Annotated in this window: 15 protein-coding genes; 6 read left to right on the top strand and 9 right to left on the bottom strand. The window is 71.5% G+C overall.

Translation table 11 applies throughout. The features are described 5' to 3' along the window. Nucleotides 1-82: 82 nt before the first annotated feature. The 3 genes from lysA to HNR28_RS01150 are packed head-to-tail and all read right to left on the bottom strand — an operon-like array spanning nt 83 to nt 4019. Nucleotides 83-1354, bottom strand: coding sequence for a diaminopimelate decarboxylase (gene lysA, locus HNR28_RS01160; RefSeq protein WP_052355520.1), 1272 nt, complete (start codon nt 1352-1354; stop codon nt 83-85). Nucleotides 1355-1359: 5 nt separating this feature from the next. After that, entirely contained in the window at nt 1360-1557 is a 198-nt protein-coding gene (gene lptM, locus HNR28_RS18205; protein WP_052355521.1) for an LPS translocon maturation chaperone LptM, read from the bottom strand. Further along, nucleotides 1557-4019, bottom strand: a complete 2463-nt coding sequence (locus tag HNR28_RS01150) for a penicillin-binding protein 1A (RefSeq protein ID WP_151024897.1) — start codon at nt 4017-4019, stop codon at nt 1557-1559. The genes lptM and HNR28_RS01150 overlap by 1 nt, the downstream gene beginning before the upstream one ends. 148 nt (nt 4020-4167) lie before the next feature. Between HNR28_RS01150 and HNR28_RS18200 the strand changes: the two genes are divergently transcribed. From HNR28_RS18200 to HNR28_RS01130, 4 genes are all read left to right on the top strand, one after another. Next, on the top strand, nt 4168-4776 hold the full coding sequence (locus tag HNR28_RS18200; protein ID WP_052356014.1) for a shikimate kinase: 609 nt from the start codon (nt 4168-4170) through the stop codon (nt 4774-4776). A 6-nt stretch (nt 4777-4782) separates the two neighbouring features. Continuing rightward, a complete protein-coding gene (gene aroB / locus HNR28_RS01140; RefSeq protein ID WP_151024898.1) occupies nt 4783-5880 on the top strand; it encodes a 3-dehydroquinate synthase in 1098 nt (365 codons plus the stop codon). 28 nt (nt 5881-5908) lie between these two features. Then, the gene (locus HNR28_RS01135) at nt 5909-7045 is read left to right on the top strand and encodes a deoxyguanosinetriphosphate triphosphohydrolase (protein ID WP_043679520.1); all 1137 of its coding nucleotides are present in this window, start codon (nt 5909-5911) and stop codon (nt 7043-7045) included. Between the two features lie 117 nt (nt 7046-7162). Continuing rightward, the gene (locus HNR28_RS01130; RefSeq protein WP_184142433.1) at nt 7163-8623 is read left to right on the top strand and encodes a CoA transferase; all 1461 of its coding nucleotides are present in this window, start codon (nt 7163-7165) and stop codon (nt 8621-8623) included. A gap of 118 nt (nt 8624-8741) precedes the next feature. Here the strand turns inward: HNR28_RS01130 and HNR28_RS01125 are convergent, their stop codons facing one another. The 5 genes from HNR28_RS01125 to HNR28_RS01105 form a co-directional block, all read right to left on the bottom strand. Then, a complete protein-coding gene (locus HNR28_RS01125; protein ID WP_043679527.1) occupies nt 8742-10295 on the bottom strand; it encodes a tripartite tricarboxylate transporter permease in 1554 nt (517 codons plus the stop codon). After that, complete coding sequence (locus HNR28_RS01120) at nt 10292-10729, bottom strand: tripartite tricarboxylate transporter TctB family protein (protein WP_151024905.1); 438 nt, start codon at nt 10727-10729, stop codon at nt 10292-10294. Before HNR28_RS01120 ends, HNR28_RS01125 begins: the two co-directional genes overlap by 4 nt. 102 nt (nt 10730-10831) lie before the next feature. Next, complete coding sequence (locus HNR28_RS01115; protein ID WP_043679532.1) at nt 10832-11809, bottom strand: Bug family tripartite tricarboxylate transporter substrate binding protein; 978 nt, start codon at nt 11807-11809, stop codon at nt 10832-10834. Nucleotides 11810-11898: 89 nt separating this feature from the next. Further along, nucleotides 11899-13329: a sensor histidine kinase gene (locus HNR28_RS01110; protein WP_170288484.1), complete on the bottom strand. Its 1431-nt coding sequence runs from the start codon at nt 13327-13329 to the stop codon at nt 11899-11901. After that, nucleotides 13313-13996, bottom strand: coding sequence for a response regulator (locus tag HNR28_RS01105; protein ID WP_043685484.1), 684 nt, complete (start codon nt 13994-13996; stop codon nt 13313-13315). Before HNR28_RS01105 ends, HNR28_RS01110 begins: the two co-directional genes overlap by 17 nt. A 176-nt stretch (nt 13997-14172) precedes the next feature. Between HNR28_RS01105 and HNR28_RS01100 the strand changes: the two genes are divergently transcribed. After that, the gene (locus HNR28_RS01100) at nt 14173-16302 is read left to right on the top strand and encodes a CHASE domain-containing protein (protein ID WP_170288485.1); all 2130 of its coding nucleotides are present in this window, start codon (nt 14173-14175) and stop codon (nt 16300-16302) included. Then, on the top strand, nt 16303-16890 hold the full coding sequence (locus HNR28_RS01095; protein ID WP_151024907.1) for a GGDEF domain-containing protein: 588 nt from the start codon (nt 16303-16305) through the stop codon (nt 16888-16890). A 60-nt stretch (nt 16891-16950) separates the two neighbouring features. On the opposite strand, the gene uvrA is transcribed toward HNR28_RS01095, so the two are convergent. Beyond that, complete coding sequence (gene uvrA / locus HNR28_RS18195) at nt 16951-19971, bottom strand: excinuclease ABC subunit UvrA (RefSeq protein WP_244978152.1); 3021 nt, start codon at nt 19969-19971, stop codon at nt 16951-16953. Nucleotides 19972-19994: the final 23 nt, after the last annotated feature.

Here is a 19994-nt window from a genome sequence, read left to right as displayed (position 1 = left end):
AGCAAAGGGATGGATAACGGTCCGGTTTCAGCAATGCGCACGCCGGGGCTATGGGCGATTGACGTCCGGAAGGAGCGGAAGTTTAGGGTCGGTGGGGAATGCGCTCCTGGGCGTACAGTTCCTGGATGGTTTCGCGGGGGCGGACGAGCCACGAATCCTGGCCGTCCACCAGGACTTCCGCGGCCCGCGGCCGCGTGTTGTACTGGCTGGACATGGAGAAGGCGTAGGCGCCGGCGGACTGGATGGCCAGCAGGTCGCCCTGTTCGATGGGCAGCGCGCGGCCGCGCGCCAGCCAGTCGCCGCTTTCGCAGATCGGCCCGACCACGTCGTAGGTCTCGACCGGGGTGCCGGCGCGCGGCGCCACCGGCACGACGCCGTGCCAGGCCTCGTACAGGGCGGGGCGCATCAGGTCGTTCATGGCGGCGTCCACGATGGCGAAATTGCGCGCCTCGGTCCGCTTGAGGTATTCGACCCGGGTCAGCAGCACGCCGGCGTTGCCGACCAGGGAGCGGCCCGGCTCCAGGATGAGCTGCAGGTGGTCCAGCCCGCGGGCCGCCAGCGCGGCGAAGACCGGCTCCAGCAGTTCGGCCGGGTCGGGCGGGGTCTCGTCGACGTAGCGGATGCCCAGGCCGCCGCCCAGGTCCAGGTGCTGCAGGGCGATGCCATCGGCCGCCAGGGCGTCGATCAGGTCCAGCAGCTTGTCGAGCGCGTCCAGGTAGGGGGCGATCTGGGTGATCTGGGAGCCGATGTGGCAATCCACCCCGACGATCTCCAGCCCCGGATGCTGCAGCGCCTGGCGGTACAGCTCGGGCGCCTGGCGGATGTCCACGCCGAACTTGTTTTCCTTCAGGCCGGTGGAGATGTAGGGATGGGTGCGCGCGTCGACGTCGGGGTTGACGCGCAGGGACACCGGCGCGCGCACGCCCAGTTCCTGGGCGATGTCGGCCAGGCGTTCGAGCTCGGCGGCCGACTCGACGTTGAAGCACTTGATCCCCGCGGCCAGCGCCTTGCGGATCTCCCAGCCCTGCTTGCCCACGCCGGAGAACACCACGCGCTCCGGGCTGGCGCCCGCCGCCAGGATGCGTTCGAGCTCGCCGCCCGAGACGATGTCGAAGCCGGCGCCCAGGCGCTGGAATTCGTGCAGGATGGCCAGGTTGGAATTGGCCTTGACGCCGTAGCAGATCAGCGCGTCGTGCCCGGCGATGGCGCGCTCGTAGCGGTACCAGGCGGCGCGCAGCGCGGCGCGGGAATAGACGTACAGGGGAGTGCCGTAGCGGTCGGCGAGTTCGGGCAGCGGGATGTCTTCGGCATGCAGGATGCCACCCCGGAGAGGGAAGGGGGAATCGGCGGTCATGAAGGTCAGGGCTGCGAGGCGGGGCTTGGGTGGTCCGGCGCGGACGCCGGCGCGATGGAGGGCGGGGCCGCCAGCGCGGCGTCGGCCGGCGGCGGTTCGGGCAGGCGCAGGTCGCCTTTCATGCCGCAGCCGGCCAGCGCGAGGGCCAGGCCGGCACCGGCCAGGAGGCGGACAGCGTTCGGGAGCAGGGACGAGGTCTTCATCAGAAAGGCACGCGGACGGGTTGGGGGATGGCGCCGCCGGAATCGGCATCGGAGGATTCGCCGTGCAGCTGATCGAGCAGCGTGCCGATGCCGTCCAGGCCGCCGGCGGGGGCGCCCGGGGCGCCGGGCACCGGGTCGCCCGGCGCGGGCAGGCCGACGCGGGCGATGGCCGTGCCCGGCGGGAATTCGGAAAAATAGAAGTCGCCGTCGATGCGCGTCAGGCCGCTGGGCACGGGGCCGGGCGGGATTTCCGGCTGGCCCGCCAGGGCGGCGCGCATGTAGTCCACCCAGATGGGCAGGGCGGCGCCCCCGCCGGTCTCGCCCTGGCCCATGGATTTCGGCTGGTCGAAGCCCATCCAGGCCACGGCGACCAGTTTCGGCGTGAAGCCGGCGAACCAGGCGTCCTGGGAGTCGTTGGTGGTGCCGGTCTTGCCGCCGATGTCGTTGCGCTTGAGCTCGCGGTGCGCGCGCGCGCCGGTGCCGTAGGTGGCCACGCCGCGCAGCATGTCGTCCATGACGTAGGCCGTGCGCGGATCGATCACGCGCGCCAGGGTGTCGCCGGCCACGGTGGGCCGCGAGCGCATGATGACCTTGCCGCTGCTGTCGGTGACGTAGTCGATCAGGTAGGGCGGCACGCGGTAGCCGCCGTTGGCGAAGACCGCGTAGCCGCCGGCCAGCTGCAGCGGCGTCACGCTGCCGGCGCCCAGGGCCAGCGGCAGCACGGCCGGCTGGCGCGAGCGGTCGAAGCCGAAGCGGGTGACGTAGTCCTGCACGTACTGGGGACCCACGGCCTGCATGATGCGGATCGAGACCATGTTCTTGGACTTGTACAGGCCCTGGCGCATGGTCAGCATGGGCTCGTAGGAGCGGCCGTAGTTCTTGGGGTTCCAGGCCTTGGAGCCGGTCTGCTCCGCCGTCAGGGAGAAGGGTTCGTCAGAAATCTGCGTGGCCGGCGTCAGGCCGCGTTCCAGGGCGGAGGCGTAGATGAAGGGCTTGAAGGACGAGCCCGGCTGGCGCCAGGCCTGGGTGACGCGGTTGAACTTGCCCTCGTCGAAGTCGAAGCCGCCCACCATGGCCTGGATGGCGCCGTCCTGGGCGCTCAGCGAGACCAGGGCGGCCTGGATGGCGGGCTTGTTGATGAGTTCCCAGTATTCGGGCGTCTGGTGCACGTAGACGACCGAGCCGCGCTGGATGCGCACGGATTCCTTGGCGTTGGGGGCCAGGCCGCGCGCCACGACGCGCAGGGCGCGCTTGTCGGTGATGTCGATGATCTGGCTGGCGCTGCGCGCGACCCGGACCTCGGTGGGGCTGGCCGACAGGACGATGCCGATGAGCAGGTCGCCGTTGTCGGGATGCTTTTCCTGCTGCTCGTCGATCAGGTCGTTGAGCGCCTCGGGATCGGATTCGATGCCCTTGGGCAGGTCGATGTTTTCCTCGGGGCCGGTGTAGGGCGCGCGGCGGGTGTAGTCCAGGATGCCTTCGCGCACCGCCTGGTAGGCGGCTTCCTGGCCCTTGGAGTCGATGGTGGTGTAGACGTTGAAGCCGCGCGAGTAGATGTCGTCCTGGTAGACGCCGTAGAGCAGCTGGCGGGCCAGTTCGGCCGGGTAGTCGCCGTGGATGCCGTAGCGCCCGCCCGGGGTGTTGGCCGCCGAGCGGATCACGATGGGCTGCTCCACGGCGCGCTGGTATTCGGCGTCGGTCAGGTAGCCCAGGCTGCGCATGCGGCTGAGCACGTAGGCCTGGCGCGCCTTGGCGCGCTCGAAGTTGGAGATCGGGTTGAAGCGCGACGGGGCCTTGGGGATGCCGGCCAGCATGGCGGCCTCGGCCGGGGTGATCTCGGCGAGCGGCTTGCCGAAATAGGTGCGGCTGGCCGCGGCGAAGCCGTAGGCGCGGTGGCCCAGGAAGATCTGGTTCATGTAGAGATCGAGGATCTGGTCCTTGGTGAGGGTGGCCTCGATCTTGAAGGTGAGCAGCAGCTCGTAGAATTTGCGCGTGTAGGTCTTTTCCGACGACAGGTAGAAATTGCGCGCCACCTGCATGGTGATGGTGCTGGCGCCCTGCGTCTTGGACATGTGGATGGTGTTGGCCAGGGCGGCGCGCAGCACGCCCGCCCAGTCGATGCCGCCGTGCTGGTAGAAGCGGTCGTCCTCGGCCGCGAGGATGGCGGACTTCATGACGTCCGGGATCTCGTCGAAGCGCAGGACGTTGCGGCGTTCCTCGCCGAATTCGCCGATCAGGACCTTGTCGGCGGTGTAGATGCGCAGCGGCACGCGCGGCCGGTAGTCGATCATCGCCGTCAGGTCCGGCAGATTCGGCCAGGCCAGCGCCAGCGCCAGACTCATGAGCAGCGCCCCGCACAGGCCCAGGCCGGCGAAAAGCACGATCGCCTTGAGGACCAACCGCGTGAACCAGGAGCGGGCCGCCGGGGCCTTCTGCTTGGAGGAGGTATTGGTGGGTTTCATCAGAGGCGATTGTAAGCCCTGCCCGAATGGGGCCCGGAGGCGGGGGCGGAGTCTGTGTAACAGGATGATGCGCGCAGGCGAAGCCGGCCGGGACGCCGGCTGATGCGATAATACACGCAAACGAACAGCCCGATGCCCCGCCATGACGATGGAATGCGCCACCGATTCGACCCGGATCTCCCCCGCGGAGCGGGACGGCGCGCGGCCGATTTTCCTGGTCGGCATGATGGGGGTGGGCAAGACCACGATCGGCCGCCAGCTGGCGGCGGCGCTGGGGCGCGAATTCGTCGATCTGGACCACGCCATCGAGGCGCGCTGCGGGGTGCGCATCGCCACCATCTTCGACATCGAGGGCGAGGCGGGCTTCCGCCGCCGCGAGACCGCCGCGCTGGATGAATACACGCGCCGGCCCGGCCTGGTCGTGGCGACGGGCGGGGGCGCCGTGCTGGCCGAGGAAAACCGCCGCATGCTGAGCGAGCGCGGCTGCGTCGTCTACCTGCGGGCCGGGGCCGACGAACTCTACCGGCGCGTGGCGCGGGACCGCAACCGGCCGCTGCTGCGCACCGACGATCCGCGCCAGCGCATCGCCGATCTGCTGGCGCAGCGCGAGCCGCTGTACGAAAGCGTGGCCGAGGTCACGCTGGACACGGGCGAGCAGCCCGTCGCCCAGGTGCTGCGCAGCCTGCTGCCGCTGCTGCCGGCCCGGCCCTCCGTCCAGGCCCACACCCCTCCCGTCCAGGTCCACACCACTCAATAGGAAGCCATGCACACGGTCGAAGCCACGCACACGGTCCAGGTCGAGACGCCCGGCGGGCGCTATCCCATCCACATCGGCGCGGGCCGGCTGGACGCCGTCGCGGACAGCATCCCGGCCGACGCCACGGCCATCGCCGTGGTCACCAACACCACGGTGGGCGCGCTCTACGGCGCGCGGCTGCGCGCGGCCCTGGAAGCCACCGGCAAGCCGCTGCTGGCCATCGAGCTGCCCGACGGCGAGCAGTACAAGACCTGGGAATCCCTGGACCGCATCTTCGACGCGCTGCTGGCGGCGGCCCTGGACCGCAAGGCCGTGCTGGTGGCCCTGGGCGGCGGCGTGGTGGGCGACGTCTGCGGCTTCGCGGCCTCGTGCTACATGCGCGGCATCCGTTTCGTGCAGGTGCCCACCACGCTGCTGGCGCAGGTGGATTCCTCGGTGGGCGGCAAGACGGCCATCAACCATCCGCGCGGCAAGAACATGATCGGGGCGTTCTACCAGCCCCTGGCCGTGGAGATCGATCCGGGCGTGCTGGCGACGCTGCCCGCGCGGGAAATTTCCGCCGGCCTGGCCGAGATCGTCAAGTACGGCATGATCGCCGACGCCGAATTCTTCGACTGGTGCGAATCCCACGTCGACGCCCTGCGCGCGCTCGACGGCGAGGCCATCCGGCACGCCGTGCGCCGTTCCTGCGAACTCAAGGCCTGGGTCGTGTCCCAGGACGAACGCGAATCCGGCCTGCGCGCCATCCTCAATTTCGGCCACACCTTCGGTCACGCCATCGAATCCGGCCTGGGCTACGGCCACTGGCTGCACGGCGAGGCCGTGGGCTGCGGCATGGTCATGGCGGCGGAACTGTCCGCGCGGGTCGCCGGGCTGGACGCGGCGGCCGTGGACCGCATCCGCGCGCTGGTGCGGGCCATCGGCTGCCCGGTCGATCCCCCCGGCCTGGGCGCCGCCCGCTGGCTGGACCTGATGCGGGTGGACAAGAAGAACGAAGGCCGGCGGATCCGCTACGTGCTGCTGCCGGCCCTGGGGCGGGCCGAGGTCCGGGCGGTGGACGACGACACGGTCCGTCCGCTGCTGCCGGGCGCCGCGCAATCCTAGGCCCCCGATCGAAAGGAGTCGAGCAGGCATGAACCATCGGATCGATCCGGCTCCCTACGCCTGCCACCCGGACGCTTCCCGGGGACGCCGCCATCCCGAGCCGCCGCCCGCCGGCCGCACCGCCTTCCAGCGCGACCGCGACCGCATCATCCACTGCTCGGCCTTCCGCCGGCTGGAATACAAGACCCAGGTCTTCCTCAACCACGAGGGCGACCTGTTCCGCACCCGCCTGACGCACAGCATCGAGGTCGCGCAGATCGCGCGCACGCTGGCGCGCAACCTGGGCGTGAACGAGGACCTGACCGAGGCCATCGCGCTCGCCCACGACCTGGGCCACACGCCCTTCGGCCACGCCGGCCAGGACGAGCTCAACGCCTGCCTGCGCGAGTTCGCGCCCGAGGCCGGCGGCTTCGAGCACAATCTCCAGAGCCTGCGGGTGGTCGACGAGCTGGAAGAACGCTACGCGGCCTTCAACGGCCTGAACCTCTGCTTCGAGACCCGCGAGGGCATCCTCAAGCACTGCTCGCGCGCCCACGCGCGGCGGCTGGGCGACGTCGGCGCGCGTTTCCTGGACGGCACCCAGCCGTCCCTGGAGGCCCAGCTCACCAACCTGGCCGACGAGATCGCCTACAACAACCACGACGTGGACGACGGCCTGCGCTCGGGGCTGATCACGCTGCCGCAGCTGCTGCACCTGGACATCTTCGCCGCGCACCACGAACAGGTCCTGCGCCGCTACCCGGACGCCGAGCCCAAGCGCCTGGTGTCCGAGGTCATCCGCGCCATGATCAACACCCTGGTGCTGGACCTGACGCGCACCACGGCGGACCGCATCGCCCGGCTGCGGCCGCGGTCCGCGGACGATGTCCGGGCCGGCCCGCCTCTGGCGGCCTTCTCCGACGAGATCCGCGCCCAGGCCGACGCCCTCAAGCAGTTCCTGCTGCAGAACCTGTACCGGCACTTCCAGGTCATGCGCATGACGGGCAAGGCCCGGCGCGTGGTGCGCGAACTGTTCCGGGCGTTCCTGGACGATCCCCGGCTGCTGGCCGACGAATACCGGCGCGACGACCCGCTGGACCAGGCGCGGGCGATCGCGGACTACATCGCCGGCATGACCGACCGCTACGCGATCCGCGAACACCGGGCGATTTACAGAATGGATTAGCCTGGACACGGGTCAGTCCCCTGCGGACTGAGCCGTGCCTGGCGAATCCGGGCGGTCTGCAGGCCGCGCGGTGGAGGGCTGCCGCGGTTGGAGATGCTCGCGCATGGAGGACGAATCATGGACGTCGAATCCTCGGATCACATCGGCATGCTGCGGCAGATGCTGGCCGCGCTGGACGCGGACGCGGACGCGCCGCCCGGGGCGCTGCGCGTGGAAGGCCGGGCGGGGCTGGCCTCGCGCTATCCGGTCAGCGGCCTGGCCTGCGCCGCCATCGGCTCGGCCGCGCTGATGCTGGCGCGCTGGGCGCGGCCCGGCGACCCGCCCTCCGTGCTGCTCGACCGGGCGCTGGCCTCCTGGTGGTTCGGCTACAGCATCCGGCCGCAGGGCTGGAAGCGGCCCGACGTGCGCGACGCCGTCACGGGCGACTACGCGGCCCGGGACGGCTGGATCCGCCTGCATGCCAACGCGGCCCACCATCGCCATCGCGCGCTGGCGGCGCTGGGGCTGCCCGACGACGCCGCGCGCGCGGCCGTCGCCGAGCGCATCCGGGGCGAATCCGCCGAGGCGCTGGAGGCCGCCATCGTGGAGCGGGGCGGCTGCGCGGCCGCCCTGCGCCCGCCCGCCGCCTGGCGCGACCATCCGCAGGGCCGCGCCGTCGCGGCCGAGCCGCTGGTCCACCGCCTGCCCGGATCGGCCGCGGCGCCGGACGGCGGCGGGGTGAACGGCGGGGGGGCGGCCGGCGGCGGAACGGCCTCGGGTGGAACGACCTTCGACGGGATGCACGCTCCCGATCCGCGGCGGCCGCTGGCGGGCATCCGCGTGCTGGACCTGACCCGCGTGCTGGCCGGCCCCGCCGCCACGCGCTTCCTCGCCGCCTACGGCGCCCAGGTCCTGCGCCTGGACCCGGCGGACTGGGACGAGCCGGGCATGGTGCCCGAAGTCACCGTGGGCAAGCGCTGCGCCTTCCTGGACCTGCGCAGCCCCGCGGGGCGGGACCGGTTCCGGCGGCTGCTGGCCGGCGCCGACGTGCTGGTCCACGGCTACCGGCCCGGCGCCCTGGACGCGCTGGGGCTGGACGCCGAGACCCGCCAGGCCCTCCGGCCCGGCCTGGTGGACGTCTGCCTGGACGCCTGGGGCTGGACCGGCCCCTGGCGCGGGCGCCGGGGATTCGACAGTCTGGTGCAGATGAGCGCCGGCATCGCCTGGGCGGGCGAGGACGCCGCGCCCGACCCCCTGCCGGTGCAGGCGCTGGACCAGTCGGCGGGCTACCTGATGGCGGCCTGCGCGCTGCGCGGCCTGGCGCTGCGCCGGGAAACCGGCCGCGGCGGCGGCTGGCGCGTGTCCCTGGCGCGGATGGCGCGGCTGCTGCAGGAAGCGGCCGACGCCGCGCCCGGCGCGCCGGCTCAGGATGCGCCCGCCCTGGGGCCGGCGCCCGACGCGGCCTACGACCCGGCGATCGAGCCGACCGCCTGGGGACCCGCGCAAAGACTGCGGGCGCCCTGCCGGGTGGCAGGCGCCCGCTGGGGCTGGGACCTGCCGGCAGGGCCGCTGCGCAGCGGCCCGCCCGACTGGGGATGATCGGGCCGGGGCGATCGGGACAGGCGGAGATCGGGACAGGCGGAGATCGGGTGGCCGCGTGGTCGGACGGCCGCCTGGTCCCATGCTGGCCGAGCCCGCCGGGACGGGGGCGGCCCGCTCAATCGTCGGAGGCGACGAGCTCGGCGCCGACGGCCTCGCCCCGCTGGCGCCGCCTGGCGCGGCGGCGGCGCATCACCGGCGGGACGACGACGATCAGCAGCGAGACGATCCACAGGCCCAGGGCGATCGGGCTGTCCCACAGGATGTGCAGTTCGCCGTTGGTGATGGACAGCGCGCGGCGCAGGTTCTGCTCCATCATGTCGCCCAGCACCACCCCCAGCACCATCGGCGCCATGGGCACGCCGGCCTTGCGCAGCAGGTAGCCCACCACGCCCAGGAAGGCGGCCATGGTCAGGTCGAAGGTGCCGGCGTTGATCGCGTACACCCCGATGTAGCTGATGCACAGGATGCCGGGCACCAGCAGCCAGTTGGGCAGCGACAGGACCTTCGAGAAGACCCGCACCATGGGGATGTTCATCAGGAACAGCAGCACGTTGGCGATGAACAGCGAGGCGACCAGGCCCCAGACCAGTTCCGGCTTGGTGTCGAACAGCACCGGGCCGGGGGTGATGTTGTAGAGGGTCAGCGCGCCCATCATCACCGCCGTGGTGCCGGAGCCGGGCACGCCCAGGGTCAGCATGGGCACGAAGGAGCCGACGGCCGACGCCGTGGAGGCGGCTTCCGGCGCGGTCACGCCGCGCAGGTCGCCCTCGCCGAAGCAGGCGTTGGGGTCGCGGCCTTCCTGGTAGCGCTTTTCGTTGGAGTAGGCCACGGCGGACGCCACGCTGGCGCCCGCGCCGGGCAGCACGCCGATGAAGAAGCCCAGCAGCGAGCCGCGCAGCACGGTCCATTTGGTGAACAGCAGCTCTTTCAGGTTGAACAGCTTGCGCTCGTTGGGCGGGACCTCCGGCGCCTCGCCGCGGATGGTGGATTCCAGCAGTTCCAGCAGCTCGGCGATGGCGAACAGCGCGATCACCACGACCACGAAGTCGATGCCGTCGAACAGGTGCACGGAGTCGAAGGTGTAGCGGTAGACCCCCGAATTGGCATCCACGCCCACCGTGGCGATGGCCAGGCCCAGCATGGCCGACAGCGTGCCCTTGACGGGCTGGTTGCCCAGCAGGCTGGTCAGGCAGCAGAAGGCGAAGACGATCAGGACGAAGTATTCGGCCGGGCCGAAGGCCAGCGCCCAGCTCGCCAGCAGGGGGGCCAGCAGGATCACGCCGATCGTGGAGATCAGCGCGCCGCAGAAGGCCGACCAGCCCGACAGCGACAGGGCGACGTTGGACAGGCCCTTGCGCGCCAGCGGATAGCCGTCCAGCGTGGTCATGATGGCGCTGGCTTCGCCCGGCACGTTGATCAGGATGGCGCTGATGCGCCCGCCGTATTCGGCACCCACGTACACGGCCGCCAGCAGGATCAGCGCGGTCTCGGGCGGCAGGCTGAGCGCGTAGGCGATGGGGATGAGCATGGCCACGCCGTTGATCGGCCCCAGGCCCGGCAGCACGCCGACCAGGGTGCCCAGGAAGGCGCCCAGGGCGGCGACCAGCAGGTTCATCCAGGAAAAGGCGACATCGAAGCCGATGCTCAGATGGTCAAGGATCTGGCTCATGACAGGAACTCCAGGAGGCCCAGGGGCAGCACGACGTCCAGCGCCCGGTCGAACAGCAGGAAGAACAGCACGCTCATCGTGATGCCGCCGATGATCATCTTGCCCCAGCCGCCGCCGAACAGGCGGCCGATCAGGACGGTGACGATGGCGGTGGCGATGATGAAGCCGAGCCACTCGAACAGCAGGGCGTAGCCGAAGACGTAGACCACCATCAGCAGCAGGCGCGGCCAGTCGATGTGGGGCGCCTGCTTCGTGCTGCGCCAGTTCTTGAACAGCAGCCAGGCGCCGCACAGCGCGACGATCAGCGCGATGAGCAGCGGGAAGGCGCGCGGCCCCACGGGCTCGTAGGAGAAGGGCGCCTGCAGGTCGTGGCCGAACCACGCCATCAGGGCGGCGAAGACGAGGGCGGAGACGCCCAATAGACGATCACTCATGGCGAAGTCCGGGTGTGGGCCCGGGCGCATGCGGCCGGGGAGACCTGGCCGCGCGCGCCCGGAGGCGGGATGAAGGAATCAGCGGATCAGCGGGTCGGCCGATCAGCGGATCAGGCCGAATTCGTTGGCCAGCTTGGCGTAGGCTTCCACCTGCTGCTTGACGTAGGCGTCGAGATCGGCGCCGGTCTTCTTGAAGGGGAACAGGCCCTGCTTGTCGCGCAGCGCGGCGTAGCCCGGGTCGTCCAGGGTCTTGTCGAAGGCCTGCACCCACCATTGGTAGTCGGCGTCGGACACCTTGGGGCCGAGGTAGAAGCCGCGGATGATGGGCCACTGGATGTCGAAGCCTTCTTCCTGGGCGGTGGGCACGGAGGACAGCTTGCCCGGCAGGCGTTCGTTGTTGAAGACGGCCAGGACGCGGATCGGGGCGCCGCCTTCGAGCATGGTGAAGGCCTCGGCCGCGTCGCCCATGTAGGCCTGGATGTGGCCGCCGCGCAGGGCGGTGATCGCGTCGCCGCCGCCCTCGAAGGCCACGAAGCGCATCTTGCGGTAGTCCACGCCCGCCGCGCGCGCCGTCAGGGCCGCCTTCATCCAGTCCTGGCTGCCGACGGTGCCGCCGGCGCCCAGGACGATCTTGCTGGGGTCTTCCTTGAAGGCCGCCATCAGCTCCTTCAGGTTCTTGTAGGGCGAATCGTTGCGCACCACCGCCACGCCGAAGTCGGCGCCCACGGCGGCCAGCCAGCGCACGTCGTTGACGTTGTAGCGGCCGAACTTCTTCTGCGCGAGGTTCAGCAGCGAGCCGCCGGAAAAGGCCACGATGGAATTGGCATCGTCCGGCTTCTGGGCGATCACGTGGTTGTAGGCCACGGCGCCGATGCCGCCGGGCATGTAGACGATGCGCATCGGGTCGGCCAGGGCGCCGGAGGCCTTCAGGCCTTCCTGGGCCAGGCGGCAGGTCAGGTCGAAGCCGCCGCCGGGGTTGGCCGGCGCGATGCATTCGGGCTTGGTCGGGGCCGCCTGGGCGGCCAGGCCCAGGGAGAGCAGGACGCCGCCCAGCAGCAGCGACAGGGAACGGGATTTCATGGGAAGTCTCCTCGAATGGGGAAATCGCGCCGGTGAAGGAACGGGGCGCGTTGGCGACACCATAGGTCGGCCCGGCTTTCCGCTCGCTTTCAAAAAGACGAATTCCCGGGTAAACCCTGATCGATGGGGAAGACCAGCGAGACCAGGACGCCCGGGTCGGCGGGCTCGATGCGCAGGGCGCCGCCGTGCCGCCGCATGATGGTGTGGACGATGGCCAGGCCCAGGCCCGCGCCGTGGCTGCGCTTGCCCGCCCGGCCCCGGCGGAAGCGCCGGCCCGCCTTGCGGATGTCGGCCTCGGTCATGCCCGGGCCGGTGTCGCGCACGCCCAGGACGACGCTGGCGGCCGTGTGCTCGATGCGCAGGGTGATGGCGCCGCCCTCGGGCGTGTACTTGATGGCGTTGTCCATCAGGTTGACGAGCGCCTCGCGCAGCAGCCATTCGATCCCCGGCACGACGGCGCCGAGTTCGCCGCCCTCCATGCCGATGGTCTGCCGCTTCTGGCGCGCCAGGCCGTAGAGCTGGCGGATGACGTCCTGGGCCAGCGGCGTGAGCGCCACGGGGCCCGGCGGGCTGGCGCGGGTGTCGGCTCCCCGGGCGCGGGCGAGCGCCAGCATCTGCGCGGCGGTGCGCTGCGCCTGGTCCAGGCCGCCGCGCATGGCCAGCAGGGCGGCGCGCGCCTCGGCGGGATCGGATTCGCGCAGGGCGTAGTCCAGCTGGGTGCGCAGGACGGCCAGGGGCGTGCGCAGCTGGTGCGAGGCGTCGTCCAGGAACTGGCGCTGCCGGCGCGCCTGGCGGGCGTGGCGGGCGACGTGCTGGTTGACGGCGTCCACCAGCGGCTGGACCTCGCGCGGGAGTTCCGGCGCGGCGATCGGGCTGAGGTCGTCGGGCGCCCGCCCTTTCAGTTCGCGGTACAGGCGCGTGAGCGGCCGCAGGCCGATCAGCACGCCGACGACGATCAGGCCGGTGGAGGCCAGCACCTCGATCAGGTCGCGCACGATGTTGCGCACCATCATGTCGCGGATCACCCGGTCCCGGCCGCCGCGGTCCTCGCCCACCATGACGATGATCCGGCCGTCCTTCTGCCCGTAGAGCGGCGGCGACATGGGGCGGGCCAGGGCGGCGATGCGGATGGAGGCGCCCAGGTAGTCGCGGTCGTAGAACACCGGCGCGTTCGAGGGCAGGCGCGCGTCGGGCAGCGGCAGGTCCTGGTTGCCGATGTCGGCCAGGCCGTCCTCGGTCAGGATCCGGTAGTAGACCGCGTCGTTGGCGGTCAGCTCGAAGAATTCGAGCATCAGGTAGGGCAGTTCCACGGACAGGCCGCCGCTGCCGGTGGAGATGTTGTGATCGATGGCGCGCAGGGCGCCCGCCAGGGAGCGGTCGTAGGCCAGATCGACCTGCTGGTGCAGCTGGCGGCTGGAGAACCACAGGGCCAGGCTCAGGACCGCGATCTGCGCCGGCACCAGGACCCACAGCAGCAGGGACCGGAGGCTGCCGGGCCGGCGCTCAGCCCGGCGCGTCATGCATCGGCTCCAGGCAGTAGCCCATGCCGCGCAGCGTGACGATCTGCACGCCGGCGCCGGCCAGCTTCTTGCGCAGCCGGTGGATCAGCACTTCGATGGCCTCCGGATTGATCGCCGTGTCCTCGGGGCTGATGCGCTCCAGGATCTGCTGCTTGGCCACCGGCTCGCCCGACTTCTGCATCAGGACCTTGAGGGCCGCGTATTCCCGCGGCGACAGGTTCAGCGGCTCGTCGCGGTGCAGGAAGCGCTGGCTGCCGATGTCCAGCACCAGGTCGCCCAGCACCCAGCGGGGGTGCTCGCGGCCGCGGCTGCGCCGGATCAGGGCGTTGAGCCGGGCTTCGAGCTCTTCGATGGCGAAGGGCTTGTGCATGAAGTCGTCGGCACCTTCGTGCAGCGTGCCGATGCGCTCGGACAGCGAATCGCGCGCGGTCAGCACCAGCACCGGGCAGCGGTCGTCGCGCCCGCGCAGGCGGCGCAGGAAGGCGTGGCCGTCCATGCCGGGCAGCCCCAGGTCGAGGATGATGGCGTCGAACTCCTCGACCGCCAGGCGGCGTTCGGCCAGTTCCGCGTCGTCGGCCCAGTCGACCATGAACCCGCCGTGGCGGGCCAGGCCGCGGGCCAGCCACGCGGCCAGTTCGGATTCGTCTTCGATCAGCAGGATGCGCATGCCGTCCATCATAGAGTCGGACGCGCGGGTTGCCCAGTCCGCGCAACGGGACGCGGGCGGCGCGGCCCGCGCGGCGTGGCGGCCACACCCGGCCGGATTTCCTGTTTCCTGGTGGCGCGAAATGTATGCAGATGAGAAACTGCCGGAAACAGGGCTTGGGCACCGGAGGTTCGAGGGTGAAGCGCACGCTGTCCGTCGTGATCCTGCTGTTGCTTCTGGGCGTCGCGGCCGCGCTGGGCACGGAGTTCTATGACCGTTCCCGCAGCGAGGCGCGCATCATGGCCAGCGTCCGCCAGCAGTTCGATGAACGCGCCGCGCGCCTGCGGGACGACCTGCGCGCCCTGCAGGACCTGAACGGCCGCCTGGCCGCCGCGCTCGCGGCCGCGCCCGGCGGCGAAGCGGGGCCGTTCGGTTCGATCGCGCCCGGCATGGCGCGGGCCCGGCCCGACATCCGCAGCATCGTCTTCGTCCACAAGCTGCGGATCGAGCAGGTCTACCCGATCGCCGGCAACGAGCCCGTCATCGGCCTGGACTACGGCCTGCGGCCCGAGTTCATGGCCAAGATCAGCTACATGATCCAGCACCGCGTGGCGGTGATCGACGGCTCCACCCGCCTGGTGCAGACGGGGCGCACCGGCCTGATCTTCCGCATGCCGATCTTCGACGCGCCCGAGGGCGTCGGCGGCTACCGGGGCATGACGGCCCTGACGGTCGATCTGGAAAACACCCTGCGGCGCGCCGGGCTGATCGGCCCGGACGCCGTCTTCGACGTGGCGATCCGCAGCCGCGAGGAGGACCGGCCCGCCTACGGCCTGTTCGGCGAGCCCGGGCTGTTCGACCGGCCGCACGTCCAGGTTTCGATCGTCTTGCCCGACGCCACCTGGGAATTGGCCGCCGTCCCCAAGGACGGGCTGGCCTACGACCCCGCGCGCGCCTGGCTGATCCGGGGGATGGGGGCCAGCGTCACGCTGGCCCTGCTGCTGGCGGTGCTGTATCGCCGCGGCGTGTGGTGGTCCCGCTCCGGCGGGATCGCTTCGCGCGACGGGCTGGCGTCCCTGCGCACGCTGCTGCTGATCGCCACGCTGGCGCCCATGCCGCTGATGGTCGGCCTGGCGGGCTGGCTGGTGTTCACGGCCTCGATCCAGGCGGTCGAGGACCTCGAACGGCAGCAGGTCGATGAACTGGCCGACCAGCTCAGGGACAAGGTCGTCGATTTCTTCGAGGTGCCGCGCGCGGCCGCGACCTTCAACGCCGGCCAGTTCAAGAGCGGGCTGGTCGGCCTGGACCGGCGGGACGAACTGCTGCGCGGCTTCCTGCTGCAATTGCGCCAGCAGCCCCTGTTGACGCTGCTGTCCGTCGGCATGGCCGATGGCGGCTACCTGGCGGCGGGCCGCCCGCCGGTGGGCGACGAGCGGGGCCTGCGCATCCTGCGGGCCGACCGGAGCGACGGCGGCGTGCTGCGCATCGACCGGGTCGACGACGACAATCGGCCCAGCACGTCGGCGGGCACCGGCAATCCGCGCTACGACGCCCGGACCCGCCCCTGGTTCGAGACCGCCTTGCAGGCCCGCAGCCTGCGCTGGTATCCGGCCTACCGCTATGCCATCCACGACCCGGGCGGCCTGTTCGAGGACATGGGCATGGGCATGTCGGTCGCCCTGCGCGACGAGGCCGGCCGCCTCGTCGGCGTCCTGACGGCCGATGTGGCGCTGTCGCAGATCAGCCGCTTCCTGCGCGCGGAAATGGTCCGCATCGGCGGCATCGCCTTCCTGGCCGAATCCGGCGGGGCGCTGCTCGCCAGCTCCGGCGGCGAACCGATCTACCACCTGGAGGACGGGCAGGTCCGCCGGGTGCTGGCGGATCAGAGCGAGTCGCCCGAAATCCGCCTGCTGGGCGCACGCATCCTGCATTCGGAGCGGGTCATGGGCCGGCAGTCCCTGGAAGTCGAAGGCCGCCGGTACCTGGCCCGCTGGCAGGCGATCCAGCTGCCCGACGGCCCCATGCTGACCATCGCCCTGGCGCTGCCGGAAAGCCGCTACGCCGAGCCGGCCGAACGGGCCTTGAACCGCATCGGCCTGCTGATCCTGGGCTTCTGGGTGTTCGGTGTGGCGGCCGCGCTGCTGGTGGCCTGGTGGCTGTCGCGCCCCCTGCTGTCGCTGAGCCGCTGGGCGGAAGAGCTTGCCGGGGGCGGCGGGCAGTCCAGCCCTTCGGTCCGCAGCCCGGTGCGCGAGATCGTCGTCCTGGCCCATGCGCTGGATCGCATGGCCGAACGGCAGCGCAGCCATGCCCGGGAACTCGAGCGCTAGGTGGCCGAACGCACGCAGGCGCTCGTCGAGGCCAACCAGCGCCTGGTCGGCCTGTCGCTCACCGACGGCCTGACGGGGCTGGCGAACCGCCGCCATTTCGACGAGGTGCTGGCGCAGGAGGGCGACCGGTCCCGCCGCGACCGGCGGCCGATGAGCCTGCTGATGCTGGATGTGGACTGGTTCAAGTATTACAACGACCAGTTCGGGCACCCGGCCGGCGACGTCGTGCTGTGCCAGGTGGCCCGGGTCCTGCTCGAGTCCGTGCGCCGTCCGGGCGACCTGGCGGCGCGCTACGGCGGCGAGGAGTTCGCCGTGATCCTGCCGGGCCTGGACGTCCGCGCGGCGCAGGCGATGGCCGAGCGCATCCGGGCCCGGGTCGAGGCGCTGGGCATCGTGCATGCGCACGGCCTGTCGGGCCGGGTCACGATCAGCATCGGCGTGGCGGAAATGGACCTGGACGACGCCCATGGGGCCGGGACCCTGGTGGGCCAGGCCGACGCGGCGCTCTATCGGGCCAAGGCCGGCGGGCGCAACCGCGTCGAGACCGCCCGCCCGGACGCAGGGCCGGGAGAGCCGGCCGCATCCTGAATCAGGCTGAAGCCGGCCGCGTCCCGGATCGAGCCAGGCTCGGCAGAGTCCAGGCCGGGCTCAGGCCGTGCGCGCCAGCACGTCCGCGAGCCACCGGCCGGTGTGGCTGCCGGGCGTGGCGGCGACGGTTTCCGGCGTGCCCTGGGCGACGATCCGGCCGCCGCCCGCGCCGCCTTCGGGGCCCAGGTCCACGACCCAGTCGGCGGTCTTGATCACGTCCAGATTGTGTTCGATCACCAGTACGGTGCTGCCCGCGTCCACCAGGCGCCGCAGCACGTCGAGCAGCACCTCGATGTCGTGGAAGTGCAGGCCGGTGGTGGGCTCGTCCAGCACGTACAGGGTGCGCTCCGAGCCGCGCCGGGACAGCTCCTGGGACAGCTTGATGCGCTGCGCCTCGCCGCCGGACAGGGTGGTGGCGCTCTGGCCCAGGCGGATGTAGGACAGGCCGACGTCCATCAGGGTCTGCAGCTTGCGGGCCACGGCGGGCACCGCCTCGAACAGCTCCAGGGCCTGGGCCACCGTCAGGTCCAGCACCTCGCTGATGGTCAGGCCGCGGTAGCGGATGTCCAGGGTCTCGCGGTTGTAGCGGCGGCCCTCGCAGACCTCGCAGGGCACGTACATGTCGGGCAGGAAGTGCATTTCCACCCGCACCACGCCGTCGCCCTGGCAGGCCTCGCAGCGTCCGCCCTTGACGTTGAAGGAAAAGCGCCCCGGGTCGTAGCCGCGCAGGCGGGCCTCGGGCACGCCCGCGTACAGCTCGCGGATCGGCGTGAACAGGCCCGTGTAGGTCGCCGGGTTGCTGCGCGGCGTGCGGCCGATGGGGTTCTGGTCGACGCTGATGATCTTGTCGAAGGCCTCCAGGCCCTCGATGCGCTCGTGCGGGGCGGGATCGGTCTGGGCGCGGTTCAGCGCCTGGGCGAGCGCGGCCACCAGGGTGTCGTTGATCAGGGTGGACTTGCCCGACCCCGACACGCCCGTGACGCAGGTCAGGCGGCCCACCGGGATGGCCAGGTCCACCGACTGCAGATTGTGGCCGCGGCAGCCCAGGGCGCGCAGCCAGGCCTGGTCCGGCCCGACCGGGCGGCGCGGCGGGATGGCGATCCGCCGGGCGCCCGACAGGTACTGGCCGGTCAGCGACTGGGGCTGGGCCATGATCTGCTCGGGGGTGCCCTGGGCGATGACGCAGCCGCCCTGCTCGCCCGCGCCCGGGCCCATGTCCAGCACGTGGTCGGCGGCGCGGATCATGTCCTCGTCGTGCTCGACCACGATCACGCTGTTGCCCAGGTCGCGCAGCTGCCGCAGGGTGTCGATCAGGCGGTGGTTGTCGCGCTGGTGCAGGCCGATGGACGGCTCGTCGAGCACGTACATGACGCCGGTCAGGCCCGAGCCGATCTGGCTCGCCAGGCGGATGCGCTGCGCCTCGCCGCCGGACAGGGTGTCGGCGCCCCGGTCCAGGGACAGGTAGCCCAGGCCCACGTTGACCAGGAAGTCCAGCCGCGCGCGGATCTCGTGGATGATGCGGTCGGCGACCTCGCGCCGCGCGCCCTCCGGCGACCAGTCGAGGAACCACTGCCGGCAGTCGGCCAGCGACAGGGATTCGATTTCATACAGGGCGCGGCCGCGCCGCTCGCCGGGGCCGGGATCCGGGGGAACCTCTGAACCAGTCACCGCGTCGCGTGCATCTGCGGATCCGGGCGGTCTGCTGCGTTGCTCATCCTCTCGATAGCTGCGGCTATCGCCGCGGTTCGCGCCTTGCATCCCATCCCCACCCACAGCGCCCGCTTTCCGCTCGACTTGTTCAGAGGTTCCCGGGCCGATGAGGACGTTGCGGGCCTCGGAGCACAGGCGGGCGCCCCGGCATTCCGGGCAGAGGATCAGATGGCGCAGGCGGCCGAGTTCCTCGCGCACGGCGCTGGAATGCGTTTCGCGCCAGCGCCGCTCCAGATTGGGGATGACGCCCTCGAAGGCGTGCCGCCGCAAGGTGGGCACGCCGCCTTCGCCAAGGTACTGGAAGGCGATCTCCTGGCTGCCCGAGCCGTGCAGGATGCGGTCGCGCACGGCCGGGTCCAGCGCCTGGAAGGGCGTGTCGAGGTCGAAGCCGTAGTGCTGCGCCAGGCTGGCCATCATGGCGTAGCTGAAGGCGTTGCGGCGGTCCCAGCCGTGGATGGCGCCCGCGGCCAGGCTCAGTTCGGGGAAGGCCACGACGCGCGCCGGGTCGAAGGTTTCCACCTGGCCCAGGCCGTTGCAGGTCGGACAGGCGCCGGCCGGGTTGTTGAAGCTGAACAGGCGCGGCTCCAGCGCGCCCATGCCGCGCGCGCAGACCGGACAGGCGTAGGCGGCGGAAAAGGCCTGCTCCTGCCCGGTGTCCAGGTCCAGCGCCAGGGCGCGGCCCTGCGCCAGGCCCAGCGCGGTCTCGAAGCTCTCGGCCAGCCGCTGGCGGCTGTCGGGGCGCGCGCGCAGCCGGTCCACGACCACGTCCAGGTCCCAGGGGCCGTCGGGCGCCGCCGGCGGCGCGCCGCCGTCCAGCGGCTGGATGGCGCCGTTGACGCGCACCCGCACGAAGCCCAGCGCCTGCAGGCGGCGGCATTCGGCCGCCAGGTCGTCGCGCCGGCCGCGGGCCACCGGCGCCAGGATGGCCACGCGGCTGTCCTCGGGGCGGGCGAGGATCTGGTCCACCATCTGGCTGACGCTCTGCGCCCGCAGCGGCAGGCCGTGTTCGGGACAGTAGGGGGTGCCGACCCGGGCGTAGAGCAGGCGCAGGTAGTCGTGGATCTCGGTGACCGTGCCCACGGTCGAGCGCGGATTGTGGCCGGCGGTCTTCTGCTCGATGGCGATGGCGGGCGACAGGCCGGTGATGACGTCCACGTCGGGCTTGTCCATCATCTGCAGGAACTGCCGCGCGTAGGCCGACAGGCTCTCGACGTAGCGGCGCTGGCCCTCGGCGTACAGGGTGTCGAAGGCGAGGGACGATTTCCCCGACCCGGACAGGCCGGTGAGCACGACCAGTTTCCGCCGGGGCAGATCGACCGAGACGTTCTTCAGATTGTGGGTGCGCGCGCCGCGGATGCAGATGGCGTCCATGCCGGTGGGGGGGTTCAGGTTTT

The organism is Castellaniella defragrans (assembly GCF_014203015.1).
Classification (GTDB): Bacteria; Pseudomonadota; Gammaproteobacteria; order Burkholderiales; family Burkholderiaceae_B; genus Castellaniella; species Castellaniella defragrans.
Note: the sequence above shows the minus strand (reverse complement) of the source record. Positions and strands in the feature narration are given on the sequence as shown.

What these genes read in the sequence shown, in the direction of transcription:
- lysA (WP_052355520.1), bottom strand. Translation starts at nt 1,354, where the DNA reads ATGACCGCCGATTCCCCCTTCCCTCTCCGGGGTGGCATCCTGCATGCC.
- lptM (WP_052355521.1), bottom strand. Translation starts at nt 1,557, where the DNA reads ATGAAGACCTCGTCCCTGCTCCCGAACGCTGTCCGCCTCCTGGCCGGT.
- HNR28_RS01150 (WP_151024897.1), bottom strand. Translation starts at nt 4,019, where the DNA reads ATGAAACCCACCAATACCTCCTCCAAGCAGAAGGCCCCGGCGGCCCGC.
- HNR28_RS18200 (WP_052356014.1), top strand. Translation starts at nt 4,168, where the DNA reads ATGGAATGCGCCACCGATTCGACCCGGATCTCCCCCGCGGAGCGGGAC.
- aroB (WP_151024898.1), top strand. Translation starts at nt 4,783, where the DNA reads ATGCACACGGTCGAAGCCACGCACACGGTCCAGGTCGAGACGCCCGGC.
- HNR28_RS01135 (WP_043679520.1), top strand. Translation starts at nt 5,909, where the DNA reads ATGAACCATCGGATCGATCCGGCTCCCTACGCCTGCCACCCGGACGCT.
- HNR28_RS01130 (WP_184142433.1), top strand. Translation starts at nt 7,163, where the DNA reads ATGGACGTCGAATCCTCGGATCACATCGGCATGCTGCGGCAGATGCTG.
- HNR28_RS01125 (WP_043679527.1), bottom strand. Translation starts at nt 10,295, where the DNA reads ATGAGCCAGATCCTTGACCATCTGAGCATCGGCTTCGATGTCGCCTTT.
- HNR28_RS01120 (WP_151024905.1), bottom strand. Translation starts at nt 10,729, where the DNA reads ATGAGTGATCGTCTATTGGGCGTCTCCGCCCTCGTCTTCGCCGCCCTG.
- HNR28_RS01115 (WP_043679532.1), bottom strand. Translation starts at nt 11,809, where the DNA reads ATGAAATCCCGTTCCCTGTCGCTGCTGCTGGGCGGCGTCCTGCTCTCC.
- HNR28_RS01110 (WP_170288484.1), bottom strand. Translation starts at nt 13,329, where the DNA reads ATGACGCGCCGGGCTGAGCGCCGGCCCGGCAGCCTCCGGTCCCTGCTG.
- HNR28_RS01105 (WP_043685484.1), bottom strand. Translation starts at nt 13,996, where the DNA reads ATGCGCATCCTGCTGATCGAAGACGAATCCGAACTGGCCGCGTGGCTG.
- uvrA (WP_244978152.1), bottom strand. Translation starts at nt 19,971, where the DNA reads ATGGACGCCATCTGCATCCGCGGCGCGCGCACCCACAATCTGAAGAAC.